This window comes from Blautia glucerasea, from assembly GCF_020537505.1.
Taxonomy (GTDB): Bacteria; Bacillota; Clostridia; order Lachnospirales; family Lachnospiraceae; genus Blautia_A.
Window position 1 is genome coordinate 25,638 of sequence record NZ_JAJBMO010000029.1, and the last position, 23,536, is coordinate 49,173.

The following is a 23,536-nucleotide window of genomic DNA, read 5'->3' on the forward strand; positions in this document are numbered from 1 at the left end:
ACCAGGAGGAATTTATTATGGAACAATACAACGTCACCGGCATGAGCTGCGCGGCCTGCAGCGCCCGTGTGGAAAAAGCGGTAAACAAGGTTCCAGGTGTTACATCCTGCTCTGTGAGCCTGCTTACCAATTCCATGGGCGTAGAAGGAACTGCCCCGGCCTCTTCCATTATCTCAGCTGTAGAAGAAGCCGGATACGGCTGCAGCTTAAAAGGCGCTTCCGGCCAGAAGGAATCCGTTTCCGAAGCTGAAAAAGCCCTGGAAGATCACGAAACCCCAATCCTGAAGAAGCGTCTCATCGCATCCGTAGGCTTTCTTCTGGTACTGATGTACTTCTCCATGGGACACATGATGTGGGGATGGCCGCTGCCAGCCTGGTTTGATGGCAACCACATCGCCATGGGACTTGTGCAGCTGCTTCTTGCAGGAATCGTCATGGTCATCAACCAGAAGTTTTTCATCAGCGGCTTCAAAAGCCTGTGGCACCGCTCCCCGAACATGGACACCCTGATAGCCCTTGGCTCCATGGCATCTTTTGTATGGAGCGTCTACGCCCTGTTCGCCATGACAAGGGCCCAGGTTGACGGCAATTCCCAGCTTGTCATGCACTACATGATGGAATTCTATTTCGAATCCGCAGCCATGATCCTGACCTTGATCACTGTAGGAAAAATGCTGGAAGCCCGCTCCAAGGGCAAAACCACTGACGCCTTAAAAGGTCTTATGAAGCTTGCTCCAAAGACCGCCGTTGTCATCCGGAACGGCCAGGAAACCACCGTTCCCATTGACCAGGTTGTAAAAGACGACATCTTCGTTGTCCGCCCTGGTGAAAACATCCCGGTGGACGGCGTGATCATCGAAGGCTCCAGTGCAGTCAACGAATCCGTCCTTACCGGCGAGAGTATCCCCGTTGACAAAGCTGCCGGAGATCTTGTCTCCGCAGCCACAGTCAACCAGTCTGGTTTTATCAGATGTGAAGCTACCCGCGTTGGCGAAGACACCACCCTCTCCCAGATCATCAAAATGGTCAGTGATGCCGCAGCCACCAAAGCTCCTATTGCCAAGATTGCAGACCGTGTTTCCGGCGTTTTCGTACCAGCCGTTATTACCATTGCGGTCCTGACCACCATTATCTGGCTGCTCACAGGCCACGAATTCGGCTATGCCCTTGCAAGAGGAATTTCCGTTCTGGTCATCAGCTGCCCATGTGCCCTTGGTCTTGCCACCCCGGTTGCCATTATGGTAGGAAACGGAATGGGTGCCAAGAACGGTATCCTTTTCAAAACCGCAGTCTCCCTTGAGGAAGCTGGAAAGGTCCAGATCGTTGCCCTTGACAAAACCGGAACCATCACAAGCGGTCAGCCGGAGGTTACCGATATTCTTCCCGCCGATGGCATATCCGAGAACGATCTTCTCACCCTTGCCTACGCCCTTGAGAAAAAAAGCGAGCATCCTCTTGCAAAAGCCGTTCTTGAAAAAGCTACAAGCATTGGCCTTACCGCCCAGGAAGTCACAGAATTCCATGCCCTTCCGGGAAACGGACTTTCTGCAAAGCTTGGCGCTTCCACATTGATCGGCGGCAGCATGAAATATATCAGCACACTGGTGTCTGTATCCCCTTCCCTTATGCACCAGGCCGAGAAGCTTGCCGAAGCAGGAAAAACTCCCCTTCTCTTTGCAAAGGATGGAAAGCTTCTTGGAATCATTGCGGTCGCTGACGTAATTAAGCCAGACAGTGCCCAGGCCGTCAAAGAGCTTCAGAATATGGGCATCCATGTAGTTATGCTTACTGGTGACAACGAGCGCACTGCCAGAGCTATCGGCGCACAGGCCGGAGTTGACCAGGTTATTGCAGGTGTCCTTCCGGATGGAAAAGAAAGTGTCATCCGCTCCCTGAAAGAAAAAGGCAAGGTGGCCATGGTGGGCGATGGAATCAACGATGCTCCGGCCCTTACCAGAGCAGATATCGGTATCGCCATCGGTGCCGGAACTGATGTAGCCATTGATGCCGCAGATGTAGTTCTTATGAAGAGCCAGCTCTCCGACGTGCCAGCTGCCATCCGTATGAGCCGCGCAACCCTTCGGAACATCCACGAAAATCTTTTCTGGGCATTCTTCTACAACGTAATCGGCATCCCGCTGGCTGCCGGTGTCTGGATCCCGATTTTCGGCTGGACCCTGAATCCAATGTTTGGCGCTGCTGCCATGAGCCTTTCCAGCTTCTGCGTGGTTACCAATGCGCTGAGACTGAACCTGTTTAGGATCCATGATGCAAGCAAAGATAAAAAAATTAAGAATCCAGTTTCAAGAGCTGAACAGACGATTAATAACAGCTGCACCCTTTCTAACGAGCGTGGCGATATTAATAACAATATTAACAAAAAGGAGAATAATACCATGGTAAAAGTAACAGTTCATGTAACAGGAATGATGTGCGGACATTGTGAAGCACATGTAAACAAAGCAATTCAGGAAGCATTTGGAGTACAGGATGTTGTATCCTCCCACGATGCCGGAACCACCATCTTCTCAGCACCAGAAAAAGTAGACGAGGACAAAGTCCGCCAGGTGATCAAAGACGCTGGTTATGAAGTGACCGGAATCACACAGGAATAATCAGGTTCTCACCTTCTAACCGACCAATGCTCAACGTTCAATTCCTATCGCCCATTGCAATGGTCTGATCCGCCAGCCTGCAGAAACAGTTTTTTGCTTCTGCAGGCTGGCTTTTTTATATTTAATCCGATTTCCCACTTTTGCTTTTGTCAGGTTTCATGTTCATTTTTTCATATCGCCCTTGTTCTTTCCTATATTAATGTTAATTTTTCACGAATCTTCATCCTTGCATTGAAATTCTGTAATTTATTCAGTATAATGGCATTAATGTGAGTCTCACGGTGAGACTCCTCTGAGAGCATAAGCAGCCGCTGATCCGACTGTGGGCAGCAGCTATCATCTCAACCATCTAAAGGAGGAATTATATTATGGCAACATGGAAAAATCTTGACACACTTAATTCTTTTGGCGAGCTGAAGGAACTTAAGGATCACGTAGACATTGCAGCAGCTCTGTCTGGCGAAGAGGGTGGCAAGCGTGTAGCTGATTATAGTACACCAATGGCAGCAGGTCTTTCTTACAACTATGCAGCCAAAGAAGTAGACGAAACCGTTTTAGCCGCACTTACGAAGCTGGCTGACGAGGCACAGCTGATTGACAAGTTCCAGGAATTATACAATGGTGCAGTGATCAACACCGGAGAGAACCGTATGGTTCTCCATCACCTTGCACGTAAGCAGCTTGGTAACCCGGTTGTTGTAGACGGTGTAGACAAGCGTGAATTCTACGTTGCCCAGCAGAAGAAAGCAGCAGATTTTGCAAATAAGGTTCATGCTGGTGAGATTACCAACGAAGCTGGTGAGAAATTCACCACAGTTGTACAGATTGGTATCGGCGGAAGCGACCTTGGTCCACGTGCCCTTTATATCGCACTGGAGAACTGGGCGAAGGCCAATAACACCTTCAAGATGGAAGCGAAATTCATCAGCAACGTTGACCCGGATGATGCAGCTGCAGTCCTTGCTTCTGTAGACCTTGCACACTCCTTATTCATCGTTGTATCCAAATCCGGCACCACCCTTGAAACTCTGACCAACGAGGCATTCGTGAAGGATGCCCTCACAAAAGCAGGTCTGAATCCTTCCAAACATATGCTTGCCGTTACAAGCGAGACCTCTCCTCTTGCAAAGAGCGAGGATTATCTCACCGCCATCTTTATGGATGATTACATCGGCGGCCGTTACTCTTCTGTTTCCGGTGTAGGCGGCGCAATCCTTTCCCTGGCATTTGGACCGGAAGTATTCGCACAGCTCCTTGACGGTGCAGCAGCTGAGGATCAGCTTGCAACAAACCGCGACCTTATGAAGAACCCGGATATGCTGGACGCTCTCATCGGTATCTACGAGAGAAACGTACAGGGCTATCCTTCCACAGCAGTTCTTCCATATTCACAGGCTTTAAGCCGCTTCCCTGCACACCTTCAGCAGTGTGATATGGAGTCCAATGGTAAAACCGTCAACCGTTTCGGCGAGCCAGTGAACTATGTGACAGGACCGGTTATCTTCGGAGAGCCAGGAACCAACGGACAGCATTCCTTCTACCAGTTATTACATCAGGGCTCTGACATCATCCCGCTTCAGTTCATCGGCTTTAAGAACAGCCAGCTTGGCGTAGACGTTGACATTGAGAAAAGCACCAGCCAGCAGAAGCTTTGCGCTAACGTTGCAGCTCAGATTATAGCATTTGCCTGCGGTAAAGAGGATGAAAATCTGAACAAGAATTTCAAAGGTAAACGTCCATCCAGCATCATCATCGGCGAGCAGCTCACCCCTGCTTCCCTTGGCGCATTACTTGCCCACTTCGAGAACAAAATCATGTTCCAGGGCTTCGTATGGAACCTGAACAGCTTCGACCAGGAAGGTGTTCAGCTCGGTAAAGTCCTTGCGAAACGTGTCCTTGCACACAATACAGACGGTGCACTGAAAGTATTCAGTGACCTTCTGAATATCTGATCTTAGCAAAAATTACGGCAGTCCTGGAATTTCCGGGCTGCCGTTTTTATTTACACGGACAACGGGCCAAACCTTGATCGTTCCCACAATAACGAACAAAACCCGAAGAACCGTTTTGGTCTCGTCCTTACAACACAAAAACGGACCGCAGCTCCCTGTATCCCTACATTTCTCTGCGGTCCGCTATTCTTCATTCAACTTATATTCAGGCAACCTGCACGCCCCAGTTTTTCTTCATTTCCAGGCTTCTTCCAGGTTTTCCCATTACACAGATCTTCTCATTTCTCCAGTTTCCGGCTCCATTATCTGAGAAACAGATTTCAGCGCCATCAGCCGTCTTCTTCACCTGGATCTCCATTACCAGCTTCTGTACTTTGCCATACATAAGACTGGTTTTTACAAAATCATCCAGATCTTTTTCCAGCTGTGCTTTATCCATATACACACTGATCTTTTCCTGTGGCAGCTCTGCCTCTAACCATTCCTGACCTGGTGTAAAATATTTCTGTCTTGCCTTTACAAATTCCTCTATAAAACTGTTAAGCTCTATTTTCTCATTTTTCTGTAATATCCTTCTCATAAAAGAACCCCCTTGTTTCAAAAACAACCTTCATTTTTCTTTTCTGAGAGATATTATAGCTATCTATGTTAAATTCCGTGTGTTGTTAATGTTAAACGTATTTAAAATTATTTAACATTGCATGGATTGTCAAGCTCCCTGGTAAACTGCTCCGGATCAGCAAGCTTTTTCTGTTATTTCTCTGCGCTACTGAAGCTTCTCATATACAGTATAACCGTCTCTTCCACCCCGCTTAGTCTGATAAAGAGCATTGTCAGCTCGCCGGTACAGTTCCATAAAGGTTCCTCCATCCCTGGGCGCAAAGGCAATTCCCACACTGCTGGTAAGCGGATGTCCCTGAAGCTCTGGAATCTCCAAAGCCCTTATTTTTTCCTGAAGGCTCTTCACCCTTGCTTCCATGATCTCTCTGGTACCAATGTCATAGAGAAGCACCACAAATTCATCTCCCCCAATACGTCCTACCACATCCAGATCACGGAACTGGGACCGCAAAAGTCCGCCAAAGGTCTGAAGCACCTTATCTCCAACTGCATGTCCATAAGTGTCATTGATTTCCTTGAAATGGTCCATATCCAGGATCATAAACCCATGAAACACCTTCTGCTTCTTAATCTTCAGCATACTGTCAATAAATTTCTGGGTGTTTTCTTTATTATACACCCCTGTAAGTGCATCCAGCTGTGCAGACCGCACCAAAGCCGCTTTCTCCTTGTTATTGCGAAGGGCAATGTACAGCACCAGAAATGCAGCCAGAATACAAAAGGTTCCCATAAAAATCAGCTCATACCGGCTGATAAACGCATAATCCTGCTGGGCTGCCTCTATCGGCACTGAATAACAGATCAGCCAGTCATTATAGCCAAGAGGCATATAGGCCAGATAACGGTCCGCTTCCGTCCTCTCTGCCAGGCAAAGCTTGACCAGACCTGTGTTCCCTTCTGTAAATTCTGTCCGAAGGGATTCCAAGGTATGCTCCTCTTTCAGATTCTTCTCATTGTAATATTCGAACAGATTGGTTCCATATGTAATTTCTCTGTCTGAGGCGCTGCCGCTGTCAAATGCAATAACAACCCCCTCACTTGTCACAATGGCACTGCTTCCCTTCCCACCAAAAAGATCTGCGAAAAGCAGATGGCTGAGAGCTCCCACATTCAGGGAACCTCCTAATACACCGATGATCTGGTCATCCTGGTACACCGGCACGCCCAGCACCACACGGATTTCCTTATCTACACTGCTCTGCAGGGGATCACTTATGGTCTGCTGCCCATGAATGGCCTCCTGAAAATACCTCCTATGTTCCACATTCTTGGACACTCCATTGTCATAGTAAGCATTTCCAGCATTGTCGATCAGTGCCATTCGCTCAAGCTCCGTCTGTTCGTGAAGGAAAACCAGCCGTTCCTTATTTTCTTCGGAAAAAAGCTGATCCGACTTTCCCATCTCCGATGCGATTTCATTCAAATACTGATAATGAATATCCAGAATGGTCCTCATGTGTTCACTCTGTCTGGATACGTCTGTCATCATGATTTCCTGGGAATTTACCTCCACTGCCTGCTGCACACATGTAAAAAAGATCAGGATTCCTATCACAACTGCTGTGATGAACACACTGGTTGCAATAATGTAGTTTCTTAGCTGAAATTGTTTTCTCCTCATAGCAATGCTCTCCCAAATCTTTTTTTGTATTATATCAAATATACGAGGGGAAAATCTACAAAATTTCATTTTAAACGCCTTTTTTCGAGAAAAAGACGTGTCTATTTTTTACTCTAAAACATGTCTGAAAAAGCAGGTTTCGAAACAACAGAATTAAAATCCAGCAAATGATACTGCCAGCTTCATAACACCTGCCAGAACCATTACACCAATGGGATTCCATTGCATTTTCTGCAATAAAAACAAACAGATTCCAAAAATTACCACAAGACTCCATTTTGTTCCTTGAAATGAGATTGTGGCTGCACTTCCCCAGAAGGCATTGACCAAAATAGAAATTCCTGCCGAAGCAATCATTGCCACAACTGCAGGGCGAAGGGATCCTAAAACTCCCTGGAGCAGAGCCATGTTTCTGTATTTTATATAAAGCTTTGCGAGTAAGGTAACAATCATGCATGAGGGTAAAATACATCCAAGTGTTGCCACTATCGCGCCTGGAATTCCCGCTATTTTTATTCCAACAAAGGTCGCTGAATTTACGGCAATGGGACCAGGCGTCATCTGGGAAATTGTAATAAGATCCGTAAATTCTGCCATGCTAAGCCATTGGTGCAAGGTTACTACCTGTCCCTGGATCAACGGCATTGCAGCATAGCCCCCGCCGAAACTAAACATTCCGACCTGTAAAAAACTTATAAATAATTGCAGGTAGATCATCTGCATTCCCTCCCCTTCCCAAGAAATGTACGAATCACACCTAATATTCCGCACATAATTACAATGTAAATCACGTTAACTTTTAAAATGCAGGAAGCCAGGAATGCCCCGGCCATAATCAAAATAGACACTGTATCTTTTTCTTTCCCAATCTGTCCGCCCATTTCAAAGGTCACAGATGCAATCACAGCACCAACCCCCGCCTGCATTCCTTCCAACAACTGACTGACGATATAATTGTCACGAAAGGCATTGTATCCCACAGAAATAATGGAAATAATCGCAAATGGCGGAATAATGGTACCAAAAATAGAAACAACAGCGCCCAAAATCCCCGCCAGCTTATATCCCACTACAATGGCTCCATTTACCGCAATTGCCCCAGGAGAGGACTGTGCAATTGCCACCAGATCCAGCATTTCCTTCTCTTCTATCCAGTGATATTCATCTACAAACTTTTTTTTCATAAGGGTAACGATAATATATCCGCCCCCGAAGGTAAAGGTACTTAAATATAAAGTTGAAACAAATATTTTCCATAATAGAATTTTTTGGTTTTCTTTTTTCTTCTCCACTATACTCATCTTAAGCTATCCTCATAAATTACTCTTTTAAATACTGTCACTTGTATTTTTGTTGCTACCTCTTCCTTATTTTTCTGTAATTTGCAGATCATTTCCGTAAACAGTTCTGTTTTGAACAGAATCAATCCTCCATAGTAAAAAATAAAATTCTTTGATTGTAGGACTTGAAACTGATCAATTTTTTCATCCTCTAGCTCTTCTGATTCATAAGTTCCATCTGGATGAATACAAAGATCGTTGTTTTTTTCATTCTGGTATATGGTAATATGGCAGTCCCCATTCGAATCAAAGCCTGCTACATTAAAATCTTTTACATCAGCTGCCAGCCAATGCCCTTTCATATCCTCACAGGTAAGCTGTATCCCATCCATATTTGGGTGCTCTAAGATGGAATCTTCGACATCTTTTATTAATTTCATTATGCCCCACTCAGTTACTCGGATATTAATATTATAATATTTAATAGAGCTTTCAGCAATCAACAAATCAACTTTTTCAAACGATCGTTTATTTGTCAAGGCTTTTCTTTTTGCTTATATTATCTCTTTTTATAAATCAACAGCTCTGGATTTTCACCATCCTTCTCATATGTACATACCAGAATAAAATCCATACCTGCCAAAATACCGAAGCAGCTATCTTCTCCAAATTCAGACTCTAGTTGATTCCCCAGATAGGTTTTCTGATCATCAAGAAATTTCACTTTTTGTCCATTAGGCAGAGTATATTCCAGATTCACGTATTTCCCCACAAGTGCATTTAGCTTGTCTACCCTTGGAAGTCCGTCTATATGCAGATCATTTATTTCGTTTATCAATTTCTTCTTAAACTCTTCAAACTGCCCATTGTCACTAAGTTCATCATATCTTTTCCAGTAATCCAACTTTGGAAGCATTTCTTTCAAATAAGATCGTGCCTGTTCTTCGGTAAAGTTTTCATTTACCATATTCTTTACACACACATTAATCAGTTCATCTATATTATTATATGTGTATGTTCCATCTGCATAGCACCACTTGCAATACTCCTCATTTAATGTACCATCTTTATCACGTCCCAATATGGAATCATCATTAATTGGCATTCCACAGCACTGGCAGATCAGTTTTCTCGGTTCTCCCAAAAGAGTATTAATGGAGACATCAAATTCTTTTGATAAGAGCTTTAATGTATCAGTATTTGGAACTGTATCTCCATTTTCCCAACGTGATACCGCCTGCCTTGTTACCATAATTTTATCTGCCAGTTCGTCTTGCGACATTCCTCTTTCAGTACGAAGTTTCAAAATAATATTTTTTGTTTTCATAGTGATTACCTCCATGACCCTATCATATAACCAAATCCATATTCTGAAAAGCAACTTGCTGTTGCCATACCTTAATACCTGCTCTCAGTCACATTTCCATTAGAATCTGTGATGCGCTCTATTATTTCTACTTTCTTGAATTCCACTCCTTGCTTTTATTACGATATAAGATTGACCACAACATATTCTGAATGTTTTTCCGTTCTGATCGGATAACCCCAACCAGCAATTCCTGATGTTACAATCGCATTCAGATTTCCCTGTTTTTGTTCCCCGTAATTTAATTCATCAAAATGGAACAACGATGCAAACAATCCGACAGGCCAGATCTGTCCGGCATGTGTATGACCGGATAAGATCATATCGCATCCTGTATTCTCTGCTTTCTTATACTCAGAAGGCTGATGATCCAGTACGATCCATTCCTGTTCTGGATTCAGTTCTTTTACAAGACTGGAAATATCCTTTCTTTTCGCATTTCTATCTCCTCTATCTGCTCTTCCAATCAGTGCGATTTCCTGATTAATGACGGTTGTTTCATCTTCCAGAATCTGAATTCCCGCCTGTGTAATCGTATCTTCCATTTCTTCTGCGCTATAATTCGGCTTTGCAGCATAATTATTCTTGTCATGGTTTCCATAAACATAATAAACGCCATATGTACTGTCAGCCTGTCCCAAAATGCGAAAGGCTGACTGCATCTGCTCTGATGTTGTGTTTTCATCTACAATATCTCCATCAAGAACAACAATATCTGCCTGCTCTGCACTAATCCTGTTTACTACATTCTGCAGATTGTTATCATTCATGGAAACTCCGTAATGAAGATCAGACAAAAGCACAATCCTGTATCCTTCTTCACGAATATTCTTTTGAGTCTGCACATTGTACTCTGTTCTGACTACATGAAAGATATTATATCTTCCATACCCGATCAGAACTGCTGTCAGCAGTATTGCTATTACACCACTTCTGTATATTTTATTCCATAAACCAGTAAGCTGATTTTGCTTTTTCAATTTTTTTATAAGAAAAACAACTATATCCAGCAACAGCAAAAATACAGTAAAATGAAGCAGGATTATAAACCATATGCCATAAATCCTGACTGCGGGAATAATCAACAGCAGGGAAATAATTCCTGCAAAAATTCGCTGTCTTTTAAAGGAATATGCAGATAAGAAACATTTTACTGCTGCTTGCACTTTTCGATACAGATAAACTGTAACTGCTATCACACATAATATCGGCAGTATCACCCAGGTTATCATTTGCATTTTTTACATTTTCCTAATCATAATACTATAATAATTCAATGAGCTTTCAAACATCAACTTTTCATATTTTATTTATCCATAATCATCCAACAGTCAAAAAATGACTATCTTATAAAATTCGTAAATACCATTGGTTCCTGTTTTGGCATAGAGATTCCCATCTTCAATGCAACATTTTTACAGTGCAGAAAAAACGCCATATTATTTCCAAGCACTCGCATTACCTGCATACCCTCTAAATCCTGTTTTATCTGCTCCGGAGTTACCCCATGTACCATATTCCAGTATCTTGAAGTAATAATCGGCATCTGCATCAGACCGAAATATTTATTCATCTGATCCCAGGTTGCAGTAGTACCGGCTCTTCTTGCCGACATAACCGCCGCCGCTGGCTTCAGCAGAAAGCGATTTCCTCCTCCATTGAGATCAGTATAGAAAACTCTGTCCATAAACGAAGTAATGCCGCCGCTGGCCCCTCCCCAGTGTACAGGTGTCCCAAATACAAATCCTTCATAATCTCCGGCAATTTCCAGGAATTCATTTACACTGTCATGGAATACACATTTATTGTTTTTCATGCAAGACTTGCAGGCAATACAGCCTGACAATGGTTTCTTTCCGATCCAGAAGATATCGGTATCGATTCCCTGTTCATTTAATGCTTCTGATACTTCACACAGTGCCGTATAAGTACATCCGTCCTTATGCGGGCTTCCATTTACAAGTAATACTTTCATTTTCTTTTTCCTCTTTTCTGTATCATTCATACATTTTCTTTATTTTCCAAAAAGCCATCCCATAACAGCATCGTCTTCTACAAATAATCCGCCGCCCTGTCCGTGCTGATTGGTAACACCCTGGTCACTGAAATAGGAATCATCCTTGACATCCAGTACAAGCAAGTCATCAATCTCCTCATCGGACAGACCTTCCTTCTGATATAATTCACGCAAATTATTATAAGCATCTTCTGACGGCTCAGAACCATAATATTCATCATGTGCCCCAACTACAAAATATACAGGTGTCTTTGCCTGTACCACTGGTTCGTATGCACCATCCCATTGGGAACTGCATTGTAAATAAGCAGTATATAAATCAGGTCTCATTCCCACTACAAGTGACATGGTCTCACCGCCACCAGAATACCCTTCTGCATATACTTTTGACTTGTCAATATTATAAGCAGAAAGAAAATATTCTGTTAAAGCAATGGTCTGTCTCGCAGAAGTTTCTCCCCAGTCATTCAGCTGAGGTGCAACAATAATCATTTCCGGATTATATTCCTGAGCTGCGAAACCAAACTCTTCTGCTTTTATATTTACCCCTACGCCTTGAAAGTACAATCCTTCATAACCTGGAAGTGTAAAGAATAAAGCATATGGCTTACTTCCATCATAACTATCCGGGATATAGACATTATAATGAATATCTCCCTCTTCACTTGAATGCAGGACATTATCCAGCAGAAAACCTTTGTATGTATCTGTACCTGCTGTAACTTTATCTGAATCGGGTGCTTCGTTGTCTGGCTCCTGTTGATCATCCTGGATTACACTGCTGTCTGCCTGCACAAACCATGCATTTGCAGTGATTCCAAGTATTGCAGATAACAGAACTACTGCCATTTGTTTTTTATTTTTCATAGTGTGATCATCTCCTGTCAGTTATATGTAAACACCCGAACATCTTTTTCAGACGTTCGGGTGGAATATTATTTTTTGACTATTGAACCACCAAATACCTGAGACATCGGAATATGTTCAAGCATATCATCAATTTCTGTGACTTCTTCTACTGACAGATGAATGGATTCTGCCTGAATATTTTCTGTCAGACGTTTCAGATTTCTTGTTCCTGGAATTGGTACAAGAAACGGATTTTTTGCCAGCATCCACGCCAGAGAAATCTGAGCCGGAGTAGCATTTTTTTCTGCTGCTATAATTTTCAACCATTCTATAAGCTTCTGATTTTCTACAATTCCTGCGGAAGAAAACTGCGGCATAATGCTTCTGTAATCTGTACTCTTTTCAAAAGTAGAATACTCATCATATCTGCAGGTCAGAAAACCATTTGCCAATGGAGAAAAAGCCACGAAACCAATCTGTAATTCTTTCAGTACCGGAAACAATGATTCGTAATTTCTGTACATCATAGAATAACGATTCTGTACCGCTGTAAGCGGGCAGACTTTGTGCGCTCTTCGAATGATTTCCTCTGTAGCTTCTGAAATTCCCCAGTGTGTGATCTTTCCCTGATCGATCAGTTCTTTCATTACACCTGCTGTTTCTTCGATAGGAATTGTTGGATCCACACGATGGATATAATAGAGATCCAGATGATTCATCTGAAGTCTCTGTAAAGAATCTTCTACGGATTTTTTTAGCACTTCCGGTCGGCTGTCTGGAACCAGATTTTTGTTTACAACTGTTGAATTTTCGTCAAAATGCAAACCACCTTTAGTAGCAATTTTAATCTGATTTCGATACGGTTTCAGGATTTCTCCCAAAAGTGTTTCATTATGATGCGGATTTTCGGCAGTACCATACACTTCTGCGGTATCAAACATTGTATATCCTAAATCGACAGCTTTTGCAAGAAGATTCTTCGCTTCAGTTTTATCTGATGGTCTTCCATAAGCATGACTCATCCCCATACAGCCAAGCCCGATGGAAGATACCTCTAAATCCCTTCCTAAAATTCTTTTACTCATGTCTGTTCCCCTTAAAATTATTTATTTGCGAAACTTCTTACTGTTCTGACCTCTATTCCTCTGATAGATCAAGACTTTTTGCCCAGTCTGTTACATCCTGTACACTGTCAGCTACCTTGTCTCTGGAAATACTTAAGCCCTCATCACTGATGTTGGCATCTGGCTGAAGTTCTTTTATTTCTTCAATTGTGTTGGAGAATCCGCTTCCTCCGTGTGAATTAAAAGGAATAATTGTTTTTCCTGAAAAATCATATTCTTCAAGGAAAGTGAAAAGTGGCTGCGGCATATCTCCCCACCAGTTCGGATACCCCAGAAGAATTGTGTCATACTGTTCCGGATTTTCAATATGAGTTGCTAATTCAGGACGTGCATTTTCATCCTGTTCTTCTGCTGCCTGATCTACAAGTGGCTCATGATCCAACGGATATGCTTCTTTGGTTTCAATCCGGAACAGATCTCCGCCAATGGCATCCTGTATGGTCAACGCCATATATTCCATATTTCCCAGAACCTCTTCATCTTTTACTACTACGCTTGCACCGGAATCTGCGTCAATACCATTGGTGTCGATATCCTCCGGGACAGTAAAATATGCGATTAAAATATTGCTGTTTTCGTTTTCTTCTTTTACAGATGTATCTGCTGCATTAACAAAATACCCTGACATAGTAAAAATCATTAATCCAGTTAAAAATATCACCGCTGTTTTTTTCTTCATCGGCATTCACTCCTTATGCTTTTGATTCATATCCTCTGGTTCAGTTGTACAATCCCAGAATTATAAAGTTTCAACATGACTATATTATAAAAAAATCAAAGTTTCCTGAGAAGTTCCGATTTTTTATAAAGTGTTTACCTTAGGGTTATAACTTCTGATTTTGCAAAAGTAATGTGCTGATCATCTATATGCCACATATCATCTTACTTTAAAACCTGTGGTCACAAGTTGTTCAACCAATGCCCACAGTTCATTAGAAGTCTCCATGGTCATCGGCTGATATCCAGGTACACTTTTGAAAGCAATACAGTTTCCTGCTTTTGAAACCCATAAAATATTATCGTCTTTTCCTATCTGTGTTTTCACTTGTTTTTTCATCTGACCTTACCTCTATTCACCGTTTTTTTATTTAACCAGTGCAAATATTATTCCAGCAAATTGCCTGCTGCCAGATATGAATGCTTTTTTCTTCATACCAGTGACTGTTTATATTCCAGATTTCATTTACATCATATAAAAAATGAAATGCCACCATATTTACAATCGCCAATCCACGAATTCCATCGATCAGCAGATATCTCTTTTGCTCTTTCATATATTTTATTTATCTGCGGTTAAGTGGTTCTGAAAGTGTTTGCTGTCAAATGTGTTGTCTCGTTTTAGTTTTCTACAGAAGAAATTCCAAGATCACTGATCCAGTCTTTCACTTCGTCTTCAGAAATTCCTCTGTCTAATCTCTTGCCTTCCAACCAGTTTCCGGTTCCGGCCATCTCTTCGAGGAGATTTCCACTGTCGCCGATGCCGGAAGAAGCTGCTGTACAGAATGGGATTACCGCTTTTCCTGTAAAGTCATTTGCTTCTACAAATCCGTCTACCGGCCATGCTGCGATTCCCCACCAGATTGGATAGTAAAATGTAGCCAGTTCCCCTCATGCCTTGATTTTACTGGGCTTAACGGCATACAAAACTGTGTTTTGTGTTGCACTTTCTGCTTGATCTGACAGGTACTGTAATTTGGGTTTCCTGGACTGTCTGGGTAAGTACCTAATTTCCAATCTCTTGTTGCAACTACATTATAAAAAAATCGAAGCCTCCTGAGAAGTTCCGATTTTTTATTGAGTATGAACCTTATAGTTATAACTGATATTTTAATTTTTAAAAATAATTAATTTGTTATACTAGAACTTTCTATAGGAATCCACTTTACTCCCCTCCGCTGAAAATCCCATATTTTACGTATATTTTCCTTCGGAACATTATAATCACGTTTCAGAAAAATTATTGGATTATACATCGGAAGAAACGGTTTTTGTTCCATTGCAGCATACGATAATGCATTAATTACATATCTCAATAATATTTCTGTTTTTCTCATTGAATCTATATCATCAGAAAATCCTTCCAAATCTACCTTATCTATAGGTACTTCAAAAGAAACATAATAGTTCTGGCATTTGTCACAATAGTCATTTGCAATATTGTGGTTACTGTAATAAATAGACAAACTTTTTAAAAATTCTGGTGATCCAAGCCAACCGCTTATGGCATCCTCTTCAAATTCATTAACAAAAAGATAGCCATTAATATTGTAATCATTCAAAGTCTTTTCGCCACCAAGTCTCATATCTAAATTTGTTCCCAATTTATGTTTAACTTCAACAATTACATCATTTTTATACATTGTAATTTGTTTTTGATCAAATGAAAATGTAAATCCCCATTTTTTTAAATAATCAGATAATGCTGTTTTCTGTGTTAACGCATAAGATAAAGTTAGTAACCCTTCATCCCATATAGTTTTTTCATTTTCTCTAGGGGTAATATGATTTACAATTAAAGAGTCAATTTGATTTAGAGTTTTACCTTGTATCAGTTCATCTATATTCAATTGTTCAATACCATTTTCATCATAATTACAATCTACTATATTGTCTGCATTTTCTTTTATAAATTTTTTTACCACTTCAATATCAGTTCCGACTATTTCTGAAACTGATTTATACATTTCATTTTTTCCCAAAGTATTTAAGTACATTTTTTCTCCATTCCTCAGCAGGTATATATTCTATGATATTCTCACCAGACACTACTGTATCTGGAGCCATATATGCATAAATTTCTGAACTTGATCTTGAAAACATACTTTCTATAGATCTCGAAATAAGAAGTTTTCTTAATCTTTTCCAATTATCTTGTCTATCATTCTCGTATTCCATTTCACTGTCATAAAAAGTAAAATATGTAAAATCTTTTATTTTAGCCTTATATTTTACAACATATGGTTCACACATACTTTTCCATTTTATATAAAGTTCATTCGTTTTATCATTTAAAGAAGACAGTGAAAAAATAAATTCTGGTACTTCATGGATAGTTGAATAATTATAGATATCTTCACAAAACAGAAATGCATTAATCTGAAAATCATAATATATTTTATGCCCTATATTATGTAGCTTTTCGTTTCTCTTGGAAATTACATCTAAATTTTTATATTTTTCATAATCTATGTCATAAGCCACATCGCCTATATACATTACTTTGCTTTTGATATCAAATTTTACATTATTTTCTTTTAAAAATCTATTTAAATCAGTGTCATTATTGAGTACCCATTGAAGATTATGTAATCCATATTTTTTTATATCTTCACATTGATTACTGGTGCTTGTTACATGAAATGCTACAAGCTCTAAATTTTCTATATCAATATTATTTATTATAGAGCTATATTTTTCAAAAAATTCTTCAAAATCATTATGACAGTTTATAATATATTCTTCTATAAACTCTCCACTTTGCATTTGCAATAATTCATGCAACCAATAATAGGATGCATCTGGATTTGTAATGTCATAATACATGGTGTTCCCCTTCTTCAACAAATTTATCAAAAATTCCATAATTAGTATAGCATATACCCATCCTATTTGCATTTTATATATTTTGTTTTCAACGATGAAGAGATATGTCCGCACACATCTCTTACATCTTATCATTTTCAATGTTACAAGTTTTTGATAAAATTCAAATCCTGTTTCTTCAATGCCTTCTGCAGCTTTTCATTCTTTTTCTTCAGCTCACTGTTTTCTCTGGTCAGGGCTGCCACTTTCTGGTTCAGCAGTTCGATCTGCTTTTCCATTGCCATGTTCAGGATTTCTCTTCTTGGATCTATCATTCCGGCTTGTTCTTCGATTGCCTGATTCATAAGATCCCGGATGGTTGGATTCTTGTAAAAGAAGCCTCTGGACAATCCCGTTTTCTTCATGAGTTTTGGAACTGTGATACGTTCTTTATTTGCCACCATGTCATGGATAGTCTGCTGTGCAAGACAAATTTTTTCTTTACTCTTTCTCTGATTTTCTTCAATCATCTTGTCGTATTTGTTCATATTCTTCTCCCCATCCATCCAGAATTGAATATATAATATCGCTCATCATCTGGCGAACTTCTCTGGTTTCATCTGCCATCCTTTGATTGCTCATTTTCCGGTAATGCTTCACACTGTTCAGCCTTTTATGCCCAAGGAGCCTTGCTATCGTCCAGTCATCCACATGCATTTCTGTCAGCTTGACGCCATAGTAATGCCGGAACATATGAGTTCCGAATCCAAATAAATTTCCATTATCATCTTTTAGCTGTTTTTCCTGTATCATGGACATAACTTTGGATTTTATAGCCATGTACTGTATCGGTCTGTCAGGATTTTTTTCATTTACAAATATGTATTTGGTATCCTGAAATTTTTCCTGCGTGTATTCAATAGAACGCTGCAGCAGTCTGGCAACATCCTGACTGACAGGCTTTTTGTACCGCTTGGTTTTTACCTGATATATTTCAACCATATATTGTCCTTTTTCTTCTGTCAGGCAGTTTGTTCTCAAAGTCAGTGTATCGGAAATTCTAGTTCCCAACATTTGTTGTATCAGCAGGCACCTTGCAATCTGTACGTCCATCCGTGTGATTTCTGCATTCAGGCGTTTCATTTCTGCATCAGAATATACCCGGAATTCTGCTTTTGTTTCTGGCGGTGTGTCTGTGTTGATAAATAAATGTCCCAGATTTTCATAACTGTAGATTTTTCCAATCGTTTCCAGTTGCCGTCTTAGCGAAATCACATAATTGCTGTTTCCACTATGCAGTTCTTCTGCGGTTGAAAGGCTGATCAGAAAATTTTCCAGTATGTCACGGTCTAATTCACAGCAGCTTTTAACTTTCGGATATTCCAGTCTTAAATATTCGGAGAATCTCCGCATTATCGTAAGTTCACCCTGCACTGTTCCTATTGCCTCATATTTCAGATTCATAAAAACTGCTTTTTTGCATTCTTCCCTGATATTTGATTGGGATATTTTTCTGAAATCAAGTGTTTCTGCATTGTAAATAGGATTATGTCGTATCTCAATGTCCAGATTCTTTAATTCCCAGATGTCTTTTTCTGTCTCATCCCTTAAATCGTCAGGTTCTAAAAACTTCAGCACATTTCTCAGATATAATATCAGTGCCGGCTCTCCATAGCTGACCGTTCCGTACACACTCTTTTTCTTTTTGGTGATGGGAATTCCTTGCTCCATCATCCAGCCTTTTAAAAGTGTTACCCATTTTTCGACCGTGCGGTCACTCAGGCTGCTGACATTACGGTTTATTTTGTCATTGAGGAAGTTTACCAGATGATTGTATGAGCGGCGGTCATATACTAAAGTTGTATATTTTCCATTTTTCCCTCGATATATGATGTATCTGCGGAATTCATCTTTTAAAGTCTGAGTTGGCAATTTTGCCAGATCAAATTTTCCTTCTCTTTGTTTCTTATCCGGTGCTGCTTTACAGTTGGGAAAATCACTGAAATATATAATATCATTTTGCATCTTGTTCCCCTTTTCTGAGCCATGAAGCCAGGCTGCTTTCCTGTGTACTGAAAAATTCTTCGTTTGCCTGTGCGATCTTTTTCGGCATAAAGTCTATGTACTGTCTTGTCATCTCTTCGTATGTGTGCCCAAGATAATCTCGGATACTTTGAAGTGAAACTTTATTGTCATAAAACATGGTTGCCACGGTATGCCTGTAATCGTGAGAACGAAATATATATTCTCCATTTGCAATCCCATTTTCCCTGCATGCCCTTAACATCTGCTGACGGAATGTTCCATATAAACAGGCACCGCCTTTCGCATTCTGAAAGATAAATTCTTCTGGCTGTATCTCATTTTTCTTCAGGTAAATTTTCATAAGCTGATATAATGCTTTTGGAATCGGTACTCTTTTATAATTTTTCATCTTAACCTGATATACCTGAATCCAGCAGTCCTCACCCTGCTGATAATATGCATTTCCTTTTAAAGTACACACTTCACTTGCCCGAAGTCCCAGACACCACAGATGCAGGAACATACAGCGAAGCCGTTCTGGAAAAAGATATAATTTTCTTAGAACTTCCATGTATACGATTTCTTCTACGCTCCGGTCATGATGTACCATCAGTACCTTTTGCTGAAAATATTCTATGCGAAATGGCATTTTAGGGATATACTCCCGGACTTCCATAAATTTATAAAAATGTCCGATACTGTAAATCCGCTCGTTAAATCCCTTTGCCTGTACATGGTGTTCCAGCAGGTCTTTTGCATAATCACTTAAATCTTCCGCCGTTGCATGAACAGCCAGTGTCCGTTTCTGCTCCAGCATTTTCAAAAAATTTTTGATACACATAAACCTTCGGCTGATTGTACTGACAGCCTGCCCGGTAACACCTAATTCATATTTCATATAAGCCTGAAGAATTTCACGGTTTTGTTTTTCTTTTATTTCCATAAAGGAAATGCTGTTCAGTGATTTACTTTTATCTATTCGGTTTTCACCTAAATGAAATCGATCCAAATACCAGACTGTTGCATTCCACTGAATATGCTCTTGCTGCATAAATGCAATTCTCCGGCATGCCCCTATGATACTCAGCTGATTGTCCAGAGATTCATTACCAGATTTTCTAAAATCCATACAGATATTTTCATATTGCTCTATTTCCAGAATTCCAATATCTGTGATATTTTGGTGTATACATGAATCATAAAGGATTTTTAATGCCTGTAATCGTTTATTTCGATATCTGGCACTTACAGCCGTATTAGTAAGAAGCTGTTCCAGCGTATCAAAAATCTGCTTCTTCAGGGTTTCTGAAGAATTCTTACTGAAATCCCATACTAAAACTTTGAGATTTTTAACATATTTAAAACTTTCAGCTATCTGTTGATCTGGATAATATTTCAGGTAAAAGACTTTATTCTGGTATTTCCATTCATAAAATCTTTTTCCAGTCAGTGTCTGCATCTGTTGGTATATATGCTGTTGCTTTATGGCATCATACACTCGTAGATGCCATGACACACTATTGGGATTTCGATTTTCTTTTAAATATCGTTCGTAGGAAATCCGCAGCAGATAATCCATATCTTGTAAATTCCAGATTTCTCTGTTTGATAGAAACTTTTTCAGTGTATTGACCTGGGTTTTATCTTTTATCTGAAATGAATCAATCTCTGCATATAGTTTCTGCTTCTTTTCAATGTCCTCTTGATATTCAGTCCTGCGTTCTGCCTGCTGTATTAAATATACAGGCATTTTCACACCTCCTATTCCAGCAGACGGTCTGCTCCGTAAATGGCAGCATGCTGTTCATAAAACTCGTTGCTTGCCTCTATCAGCTCGTCATCCAGCCAGTCCAGATACTTTATCGTAGTGTCCAGATGCTTGTGTCCCAGTGCCTGACTGATCATCTCCAACTGCCATCCGGCTTTCTTTCGCATATTTGCAAAATAGTGGCGGAGCATGTGGGGCGTGATCTTGACTCCGGTTTTCTTTTCCATCCGCTCCAGCATATCGTATACGCTGTCTACCTTTAAGGGTTTTCCAATGCCATCTCCCACAATGTTTACAAACAGGTAATCCTGATGCTGCAGGATTTTCCGGTACCTTGCCAGATAATCCATCAGGAATTCAAAGGTGTCATTGCTTATCTTGGCACTCCGGTATTCTGCATTCTTGGCTCTCGCTTCGTTCTCGTTATCTTCCCGGAAGCACACCCGGATCATGTGGTTCTTGTAATCAATGTCCTTGACATATTTTACTCCCAGCAGTTCTCCGATTCGGTATCCAGTCTCTGCTAATAAAAGCAGCAGAAGCTGATCCCGGCGGTTTGTACACGCCTGCAGGATTGTCACAATCTGATTTTCCTTTGCCGTCCTGCCACGGTGTTCTTCCTCTTTCAGGTAGCCTTTGAAGGAATGGTTTCGGAGTACCTTTTTAACACCGACCTGATTGACTGCTATGATCTGGTTATAAGATAATGTCTTAAGGCTGCCGTACTGTTCGTATTCTGCCTCTATAAATAAATAGAACCTGAACACATCTTTTAAGTATGCGTTGCAGGTTCCCTGATTTGGACATTTCTTCGTTTTTCCATCGGATTGCTTTGTATGGTTTCCGGCTCTGAGCCAGTATAAGAAATCCACAAAATGCTCTGTCTGTTTTTCGTACCCTAATTGATAGACTTCAGTAAGCTCCATTTCCTTTTCTTCCATGTAGCCCATATAATAGCAGATGGCAAAGGCGGATCGCTTTACGGTATTTGGTGACCGTCTGCATTTGATCTTGTGCATCAGATATTTGCTCGGCAGTTCCTCGATTGCCATCGTATCCAGATCTCGGATGTAAAAATATTTTTCTGTTCCATCTTTTATCGTTTCTACTTTGTAACTCATGTGAACTGCCTCCTTTCCTCTAACGCTATACACAGTATACCCAACTCATGCCAATATAGCTATCACCAATACCAATAATTCGCTCCAAAACGCCCCTGAAATACCACTAAACTTTTTTGCCTATTTTCTGTCCGGATCTGGGCAGAACCAACAACGCCACGGATGTTCTCAGCTATAGTACCGCTCCACTTTCCGGCTTCGGATAAAATCTTCTACTTCTTCGATCCGTTCTGCCATCTGGCACTTTGGCAGGGCTTCCAGAACATCACTCCGATACCTGCCTTTCTTTGCTGCACGGTGATCTAAGATAGACACAACGCAGGTGTCCTGCTCTGTGCGGATCGCCCGGCCGAATCCCTGGCGCAGCTTCTTCTGCATATCCGGGACTACGATGGTCTGGATGTAGGATTCCAGGGATCGGTACTGCTCCTTTTGTGCTTCATGGATGGGGTCCGGAACAGAAAATGGCAGTTTTACGATGATGAGAGACGATACCATGTCCCCCGGAAAGTCCACACCTTCCCAGCAGGAGCCGGCTGCGAACAGCACGGCATTCTCCATCTTCTTAAATCGTGCGATCTCTTCTTGGGAGTTTCTCCATACCTGCACCATCGGGAACGGGATCTGATCCCGCAGGAGCTGCTGCACATTTCCCATCAGGGTATAAGATGTGAACAGTACCAGCGTATGCCCGTAAGTGGAACACACCAGATTACGGATCTGCCCGGCAAGCTGCTCGGCCTCTTCCCTGCTTCCCTTTTTCATGGGCTTTAAATTCTCCGGGATATAAAGCAGACAGTTCTCTTTGTAACAGAATGGTGATTCTGCCACACACTCCCGAATGCCTGTTTCTTTTTCCAGCCCGGTCATCTGTCTGGTTCTTGCAAACCCGTTCCCGGCTTTTAAGGTGCCGCTGGTTAAGATCGCCGGAAATCCCCGGCTCCATAAAGTCGCATCCAGATACTTCGGGATCTCCCGGTTGACTGCCATAAAGGTTAAATGTCCCCGGCTGTCCTGCTGTAAAAACAAAATATATCGCTTGTCGTTCTTTAAAAACCAGCCGAACAGCTCTTCCATCTCTTCCATCCGCCGAAAGATCCAGTAAGGAATATTCCCGGCGAGCCTTTTGATCATAAGCTGAAGTCTTTCCTGCATCTGGGCTAAGGCTGTGCCAGCTCCCGGCGGAAAATAAAAACTTTCTTTTCCAGCCATGTCCTCGATGCCATCTTTCCGGTGCTTTCGAATCTCCATCTGAAGAGCGGAAACCCCTTCCAGCAGCCGTTTTCCATCCGTACCTTTATGCTCTCTGACTAAAAAGTAAGCAATCTCCTGCACATCTTCCCTTCCAATGCTTCTTCCATACATCTGGCTGGCGGCTTCCGGGAGTTTATGGGCCTCATCCACGACCAGAGCCCTGTAATCTGCCAGAAGCGGACGGTACCCATTTGCCCGGTGCATGGCATCTGCCAGAAGATAATTGTGATTGCAAATCTGTAAAAAAATATCCTCTTTCCTGGAAATATCCAGATGCTTCTGATAACGGCATCCTGCTTTCCCCGGACATTCCCTGGGGCAGAATTTCGGTACGCACACCAGCCTACGGTCAAAACCGCTCAGGTTATGTACGGAATCTAAATCAAAGTTATGCCGGAGGG

23 protein-coding genes are annotated in these 23,536 nt (G+C 41.3%); 2 read left to right on the plus strand and 21 right to left on the minus strand.

Translation table 11 applies throughout. The annotated features are described in order from the left end of the window. The first annotated feature begins 17 nt into the window (after positions 1–17). Complete coding sequence (locus tag LIQ05_RS16820) at positions 18–2,615, plus strand: heavy metal translocating P-type ATPase (protein WP_226822535.1); 2,598 nt, start codon at positions 18–20, stop codon at positions 2,613–2,615. Positions 2,616–2,983: 368 nt separating this feature from the next. Continuing rightward, positions 2,984–4,567 carry a glucose-6-phosphate isomerase gene (locus tag LIQ05_RS16825; protein ID WP_226822537.1) on the plus strand — a complete coding sequence of 528 codons (1,584 nt, stop codon included), beginning with the start codon at positions 2,984–2,986 and terminating at the stop codon, positions 4,565–4,567. Between the two features lie 205 nt (positions 4,568–4,772). On the opposite strand, the gene LIQ05_RS16830 is transcribed toward LIQ05_RS16825, so the two are convergent. The 21 genes from LIQ05_RS16830 to LIQ05_RS16930 all read right to left on the minus strand — a co-directional run. Further along, positions 4,773–5,147, minus strand: a complete 375-nt coding sequence (locus tag LIQ05_RS16830; RefSeq protein ID WP_226822539.1) for a hypothetical protein — start codon at positions 5,145–5,147, stop codon at positions 4,773–4,775. A 186-nt stretch (positions 5,148–5,333) separates the two neighbouring features. After that, positions 5,334–6,809 (minus strand): diguanylate cyclase, encoded by a 1,476-nt coding sequence (locus LIQ05_RS16835; protein WP_226822540.1) that lies wholly within the window; start codon positions 6,807–6,809, stop codon positions 5,334–5,336. Between the two features lie 153 nt (positions 6,810–6,962). Beyond that, the gene (locus LIQ05_RS16840; protein WP_226822542.1) at positions 6,963–7,526 is read right to left on the minus strand and encodes a chromate transporter; all 564 of its coding nucleotides are present in this window, start codon (positions 7,524–7,526) and stop codon (positions 6,963–6,965) included. Continuing rightward, positions 7,523–8,110: a chromate transporter gene (locus tag LIQ05_RS16845; RefSeq protein ID WP_226822547.1), complete on the minus strand. Its 588-nt coding sequence runs from the start codon at positions 8,108–8,110 to the stop codon at positions 7,523–7,525. Before LIQ05_RS16845 ends, LIQ05_RS16840 begins: the two co-directional genes overlap by 4 nt. Further along, a complete protein-coding gene (locus tag LIQ05_RS16850; protein WP_226822549.1) occupies positions 8,107–8,628 on the minus strand; it encodes a hypothetical protein in 522 nt (173 codons plus the stop codon). The genes LIQ05_RS16845 and LIQ05_RS16850 overlap by 4 nt, the downstream gene beginning before the upstream one ends. Before the next feature lie 20 nt (positions 8,629–8,648). Then, complete coding sequence (locus LIQ05_RS16855) at positions 8,649–9,416, minus strand: zinc ribbon domain-containing protein (RefSeq protein WP_226822553.1); 768 nt, start codon at positions 9,414–9,416, stop codon at positions 8,649–8,651. A 158-nt stretch (positions 9,417–9,574) separates the two neighbouring features. Then, positions 9,575–10,693: a metallophosphoesterase gene (locus LIQ05_RS16860; protein ID WP_318289555.1), complete on the minus strand. Its 1,119-nt coding sequence runs from the start codon at positions 10,691–10,693 to the stop codon at positions 9,575–9,577. Positions 10,694–10,797: 104 nt separating this feature from the next. Next, a complete protein-coding gene (locus LIQ05_RS16865) occupies positions 10,798–11,430 on the minus strand; it encodes a flavodoxin family protein (protein WP_226822555.1) in 633 nt (210 codons plus the stop codon). A 39-nt stretch (positions 11,431–11,469) separates the two neighbouring features. After that, positions 11,470–12,339, minus strand: coding sequence for a prolyl oligopeptidase family serine peptidase (locus LIQ05_RS16870; RefSeq protein ID WP_226822556.1), 870 nt, complete (start codon positions 12,337–12,339; stop codon positions 11,470–11,472). Positions 12,340–12,407: 68 nt separating this feature from the next. Next, the gene (locus tag LIQ05_RS16875; protein WP_226822557.1) at positions 12,408–13,406 is read right to left on the minus strand and encodes an aldo/keto reductase; all 999 of its coding nucleotides are present in this window, start codon (positions 13,404–13,406) and stop codon (positions 12,408–12,410) included. Between the two features lie 52 nt (positions 13,407–13,458). Continuing rightward, on the minus strand, positions 13,459–14,124 hold the full coding sequence (locus tag LIQ05_RS16880) for a flavodoxin (protein WP_226822561.1): 666 nt from the start codon (positions 14,122–14,124) through the stop codon (positions 13,459–13,461). A 198-nt stretch (positions 14,125–14,322) separates the two neighbouring features. Beyond that, on the minus strand, positions 14,323–14,502 hold the full coding sequence (locus LIQ05_RS16885) for a hypothetical protein (RefSeq protein ID WP_173705297.1): 180 nt from the start codon (positions 14,500–14,502) through the stop codon (positions 14,323–14,325). Positions 14,503–14,533: 31 nt separating this feature from the next. Then, a complete protein-coding gene (locus tag LIQ05_RS16890; RefSeq protein ID WP_226822563.1) occupies positions 14,534–14,719 on the minus strand; it encodes a heparan-alpha-glucosaminide N-acetyltransferase domain-containing protein in 186 nt (61 codons plus the stop codon). A gap of 64 nt (positions 14,720–14,783) precedes the next feature. Then, the gene (locus LIQ05_RS16895; protein WP_330634035.1) at positions 14,784–15,047 is read right to left on the minus strand and encodes a flavodoxin; all 264 of its coding nucleotides are present in this window, start codon (positions 15,045–15,047) and stop codon (positions 14,784–14,786) included. Between the two features lie 242 nt (positions 15,048–15,289). Beyond that, positions 15,290–16,129 (minus strand): hypothetical protein, encoded by an 840-nt coding sequence (locus LIQ05_RS16900; RefSeq protein WP_226822565.1) that lies wholly within the window; start codon positions 16,127–16,129, stop codon positions 15,290–15,292. A 1-nt stretch (position 16,130) separates the two neighbouring features. Next, positions 16,131–16,988, minus strand: a complete 858-nt coding sequence (locus tag LIQ05_RS16905; RefSeq protein ID WP_226822567.1) for a hypothetical protein — start codon at positions 16,986–16,988, stop codon at positions 16,131–16,133. Positions 16,989–17,131: 143 nt separating this feature from the next. Further along, positions 17,132–17,515 carry a DUF6262 family protein gene (locus LIQ05_RS16910; RefSeq protein WP_226822572.1) on the minus strand — a complete coding sequence of 128 codons (384 nt, stop codon included), beginning with the start codon at positions 17,513–17,515 and terminating at the stop codon, positions 17,132–17,134. Further along, a complete protein-coding gene (locus LIQ05_RS16915) occupies positions 17,490–18,992 on the minus strand; it encodes a tyrosine-type recombinase/integrase (protein ID WP_226822574.1) in 1,503 nt (500 codons plus the stop codon). Before LIQ05_RS16915 ends, LIQ05_RS16910 begins: the two co-directional genes overlap by 26 nt. Continuing rightward, entirely contained in the window at positions 18,982–20,742 is a 1,761-nt protein-coding gene (locus LIQ05_RS16920) for a tyrosine-type recombinase/integrase (RefSeq protein ID WP_226822576.1), read from the minus strand. The genes LIQ05_RS16915 and LIQ05_RS16920 overlap by 11 nt, the downstream gene beginning before the upstream one ends. 11 nt (positions 20,743–20,753) lie before the next feature. Beyond that, entirely contained in the window at positions 20,754–21,881 is a 1,128-nt protein-coding gene (locus LIQ05_RS16925) for a tyrosine-type recombinase/integrase (RefSeq protein WP_226822578.1), read from the minus strand. Between the two features lie 168 nt (positions 21,882–22,049). After that, a partial coding sequence (locus LIQ05_RS16930; RefSeq protein WP_226822580.1) for an ATP-dependent DNA helicase occupies positions 22,050–23,536 on the minus strand: 1,487 nt, incomplete at its 5' end.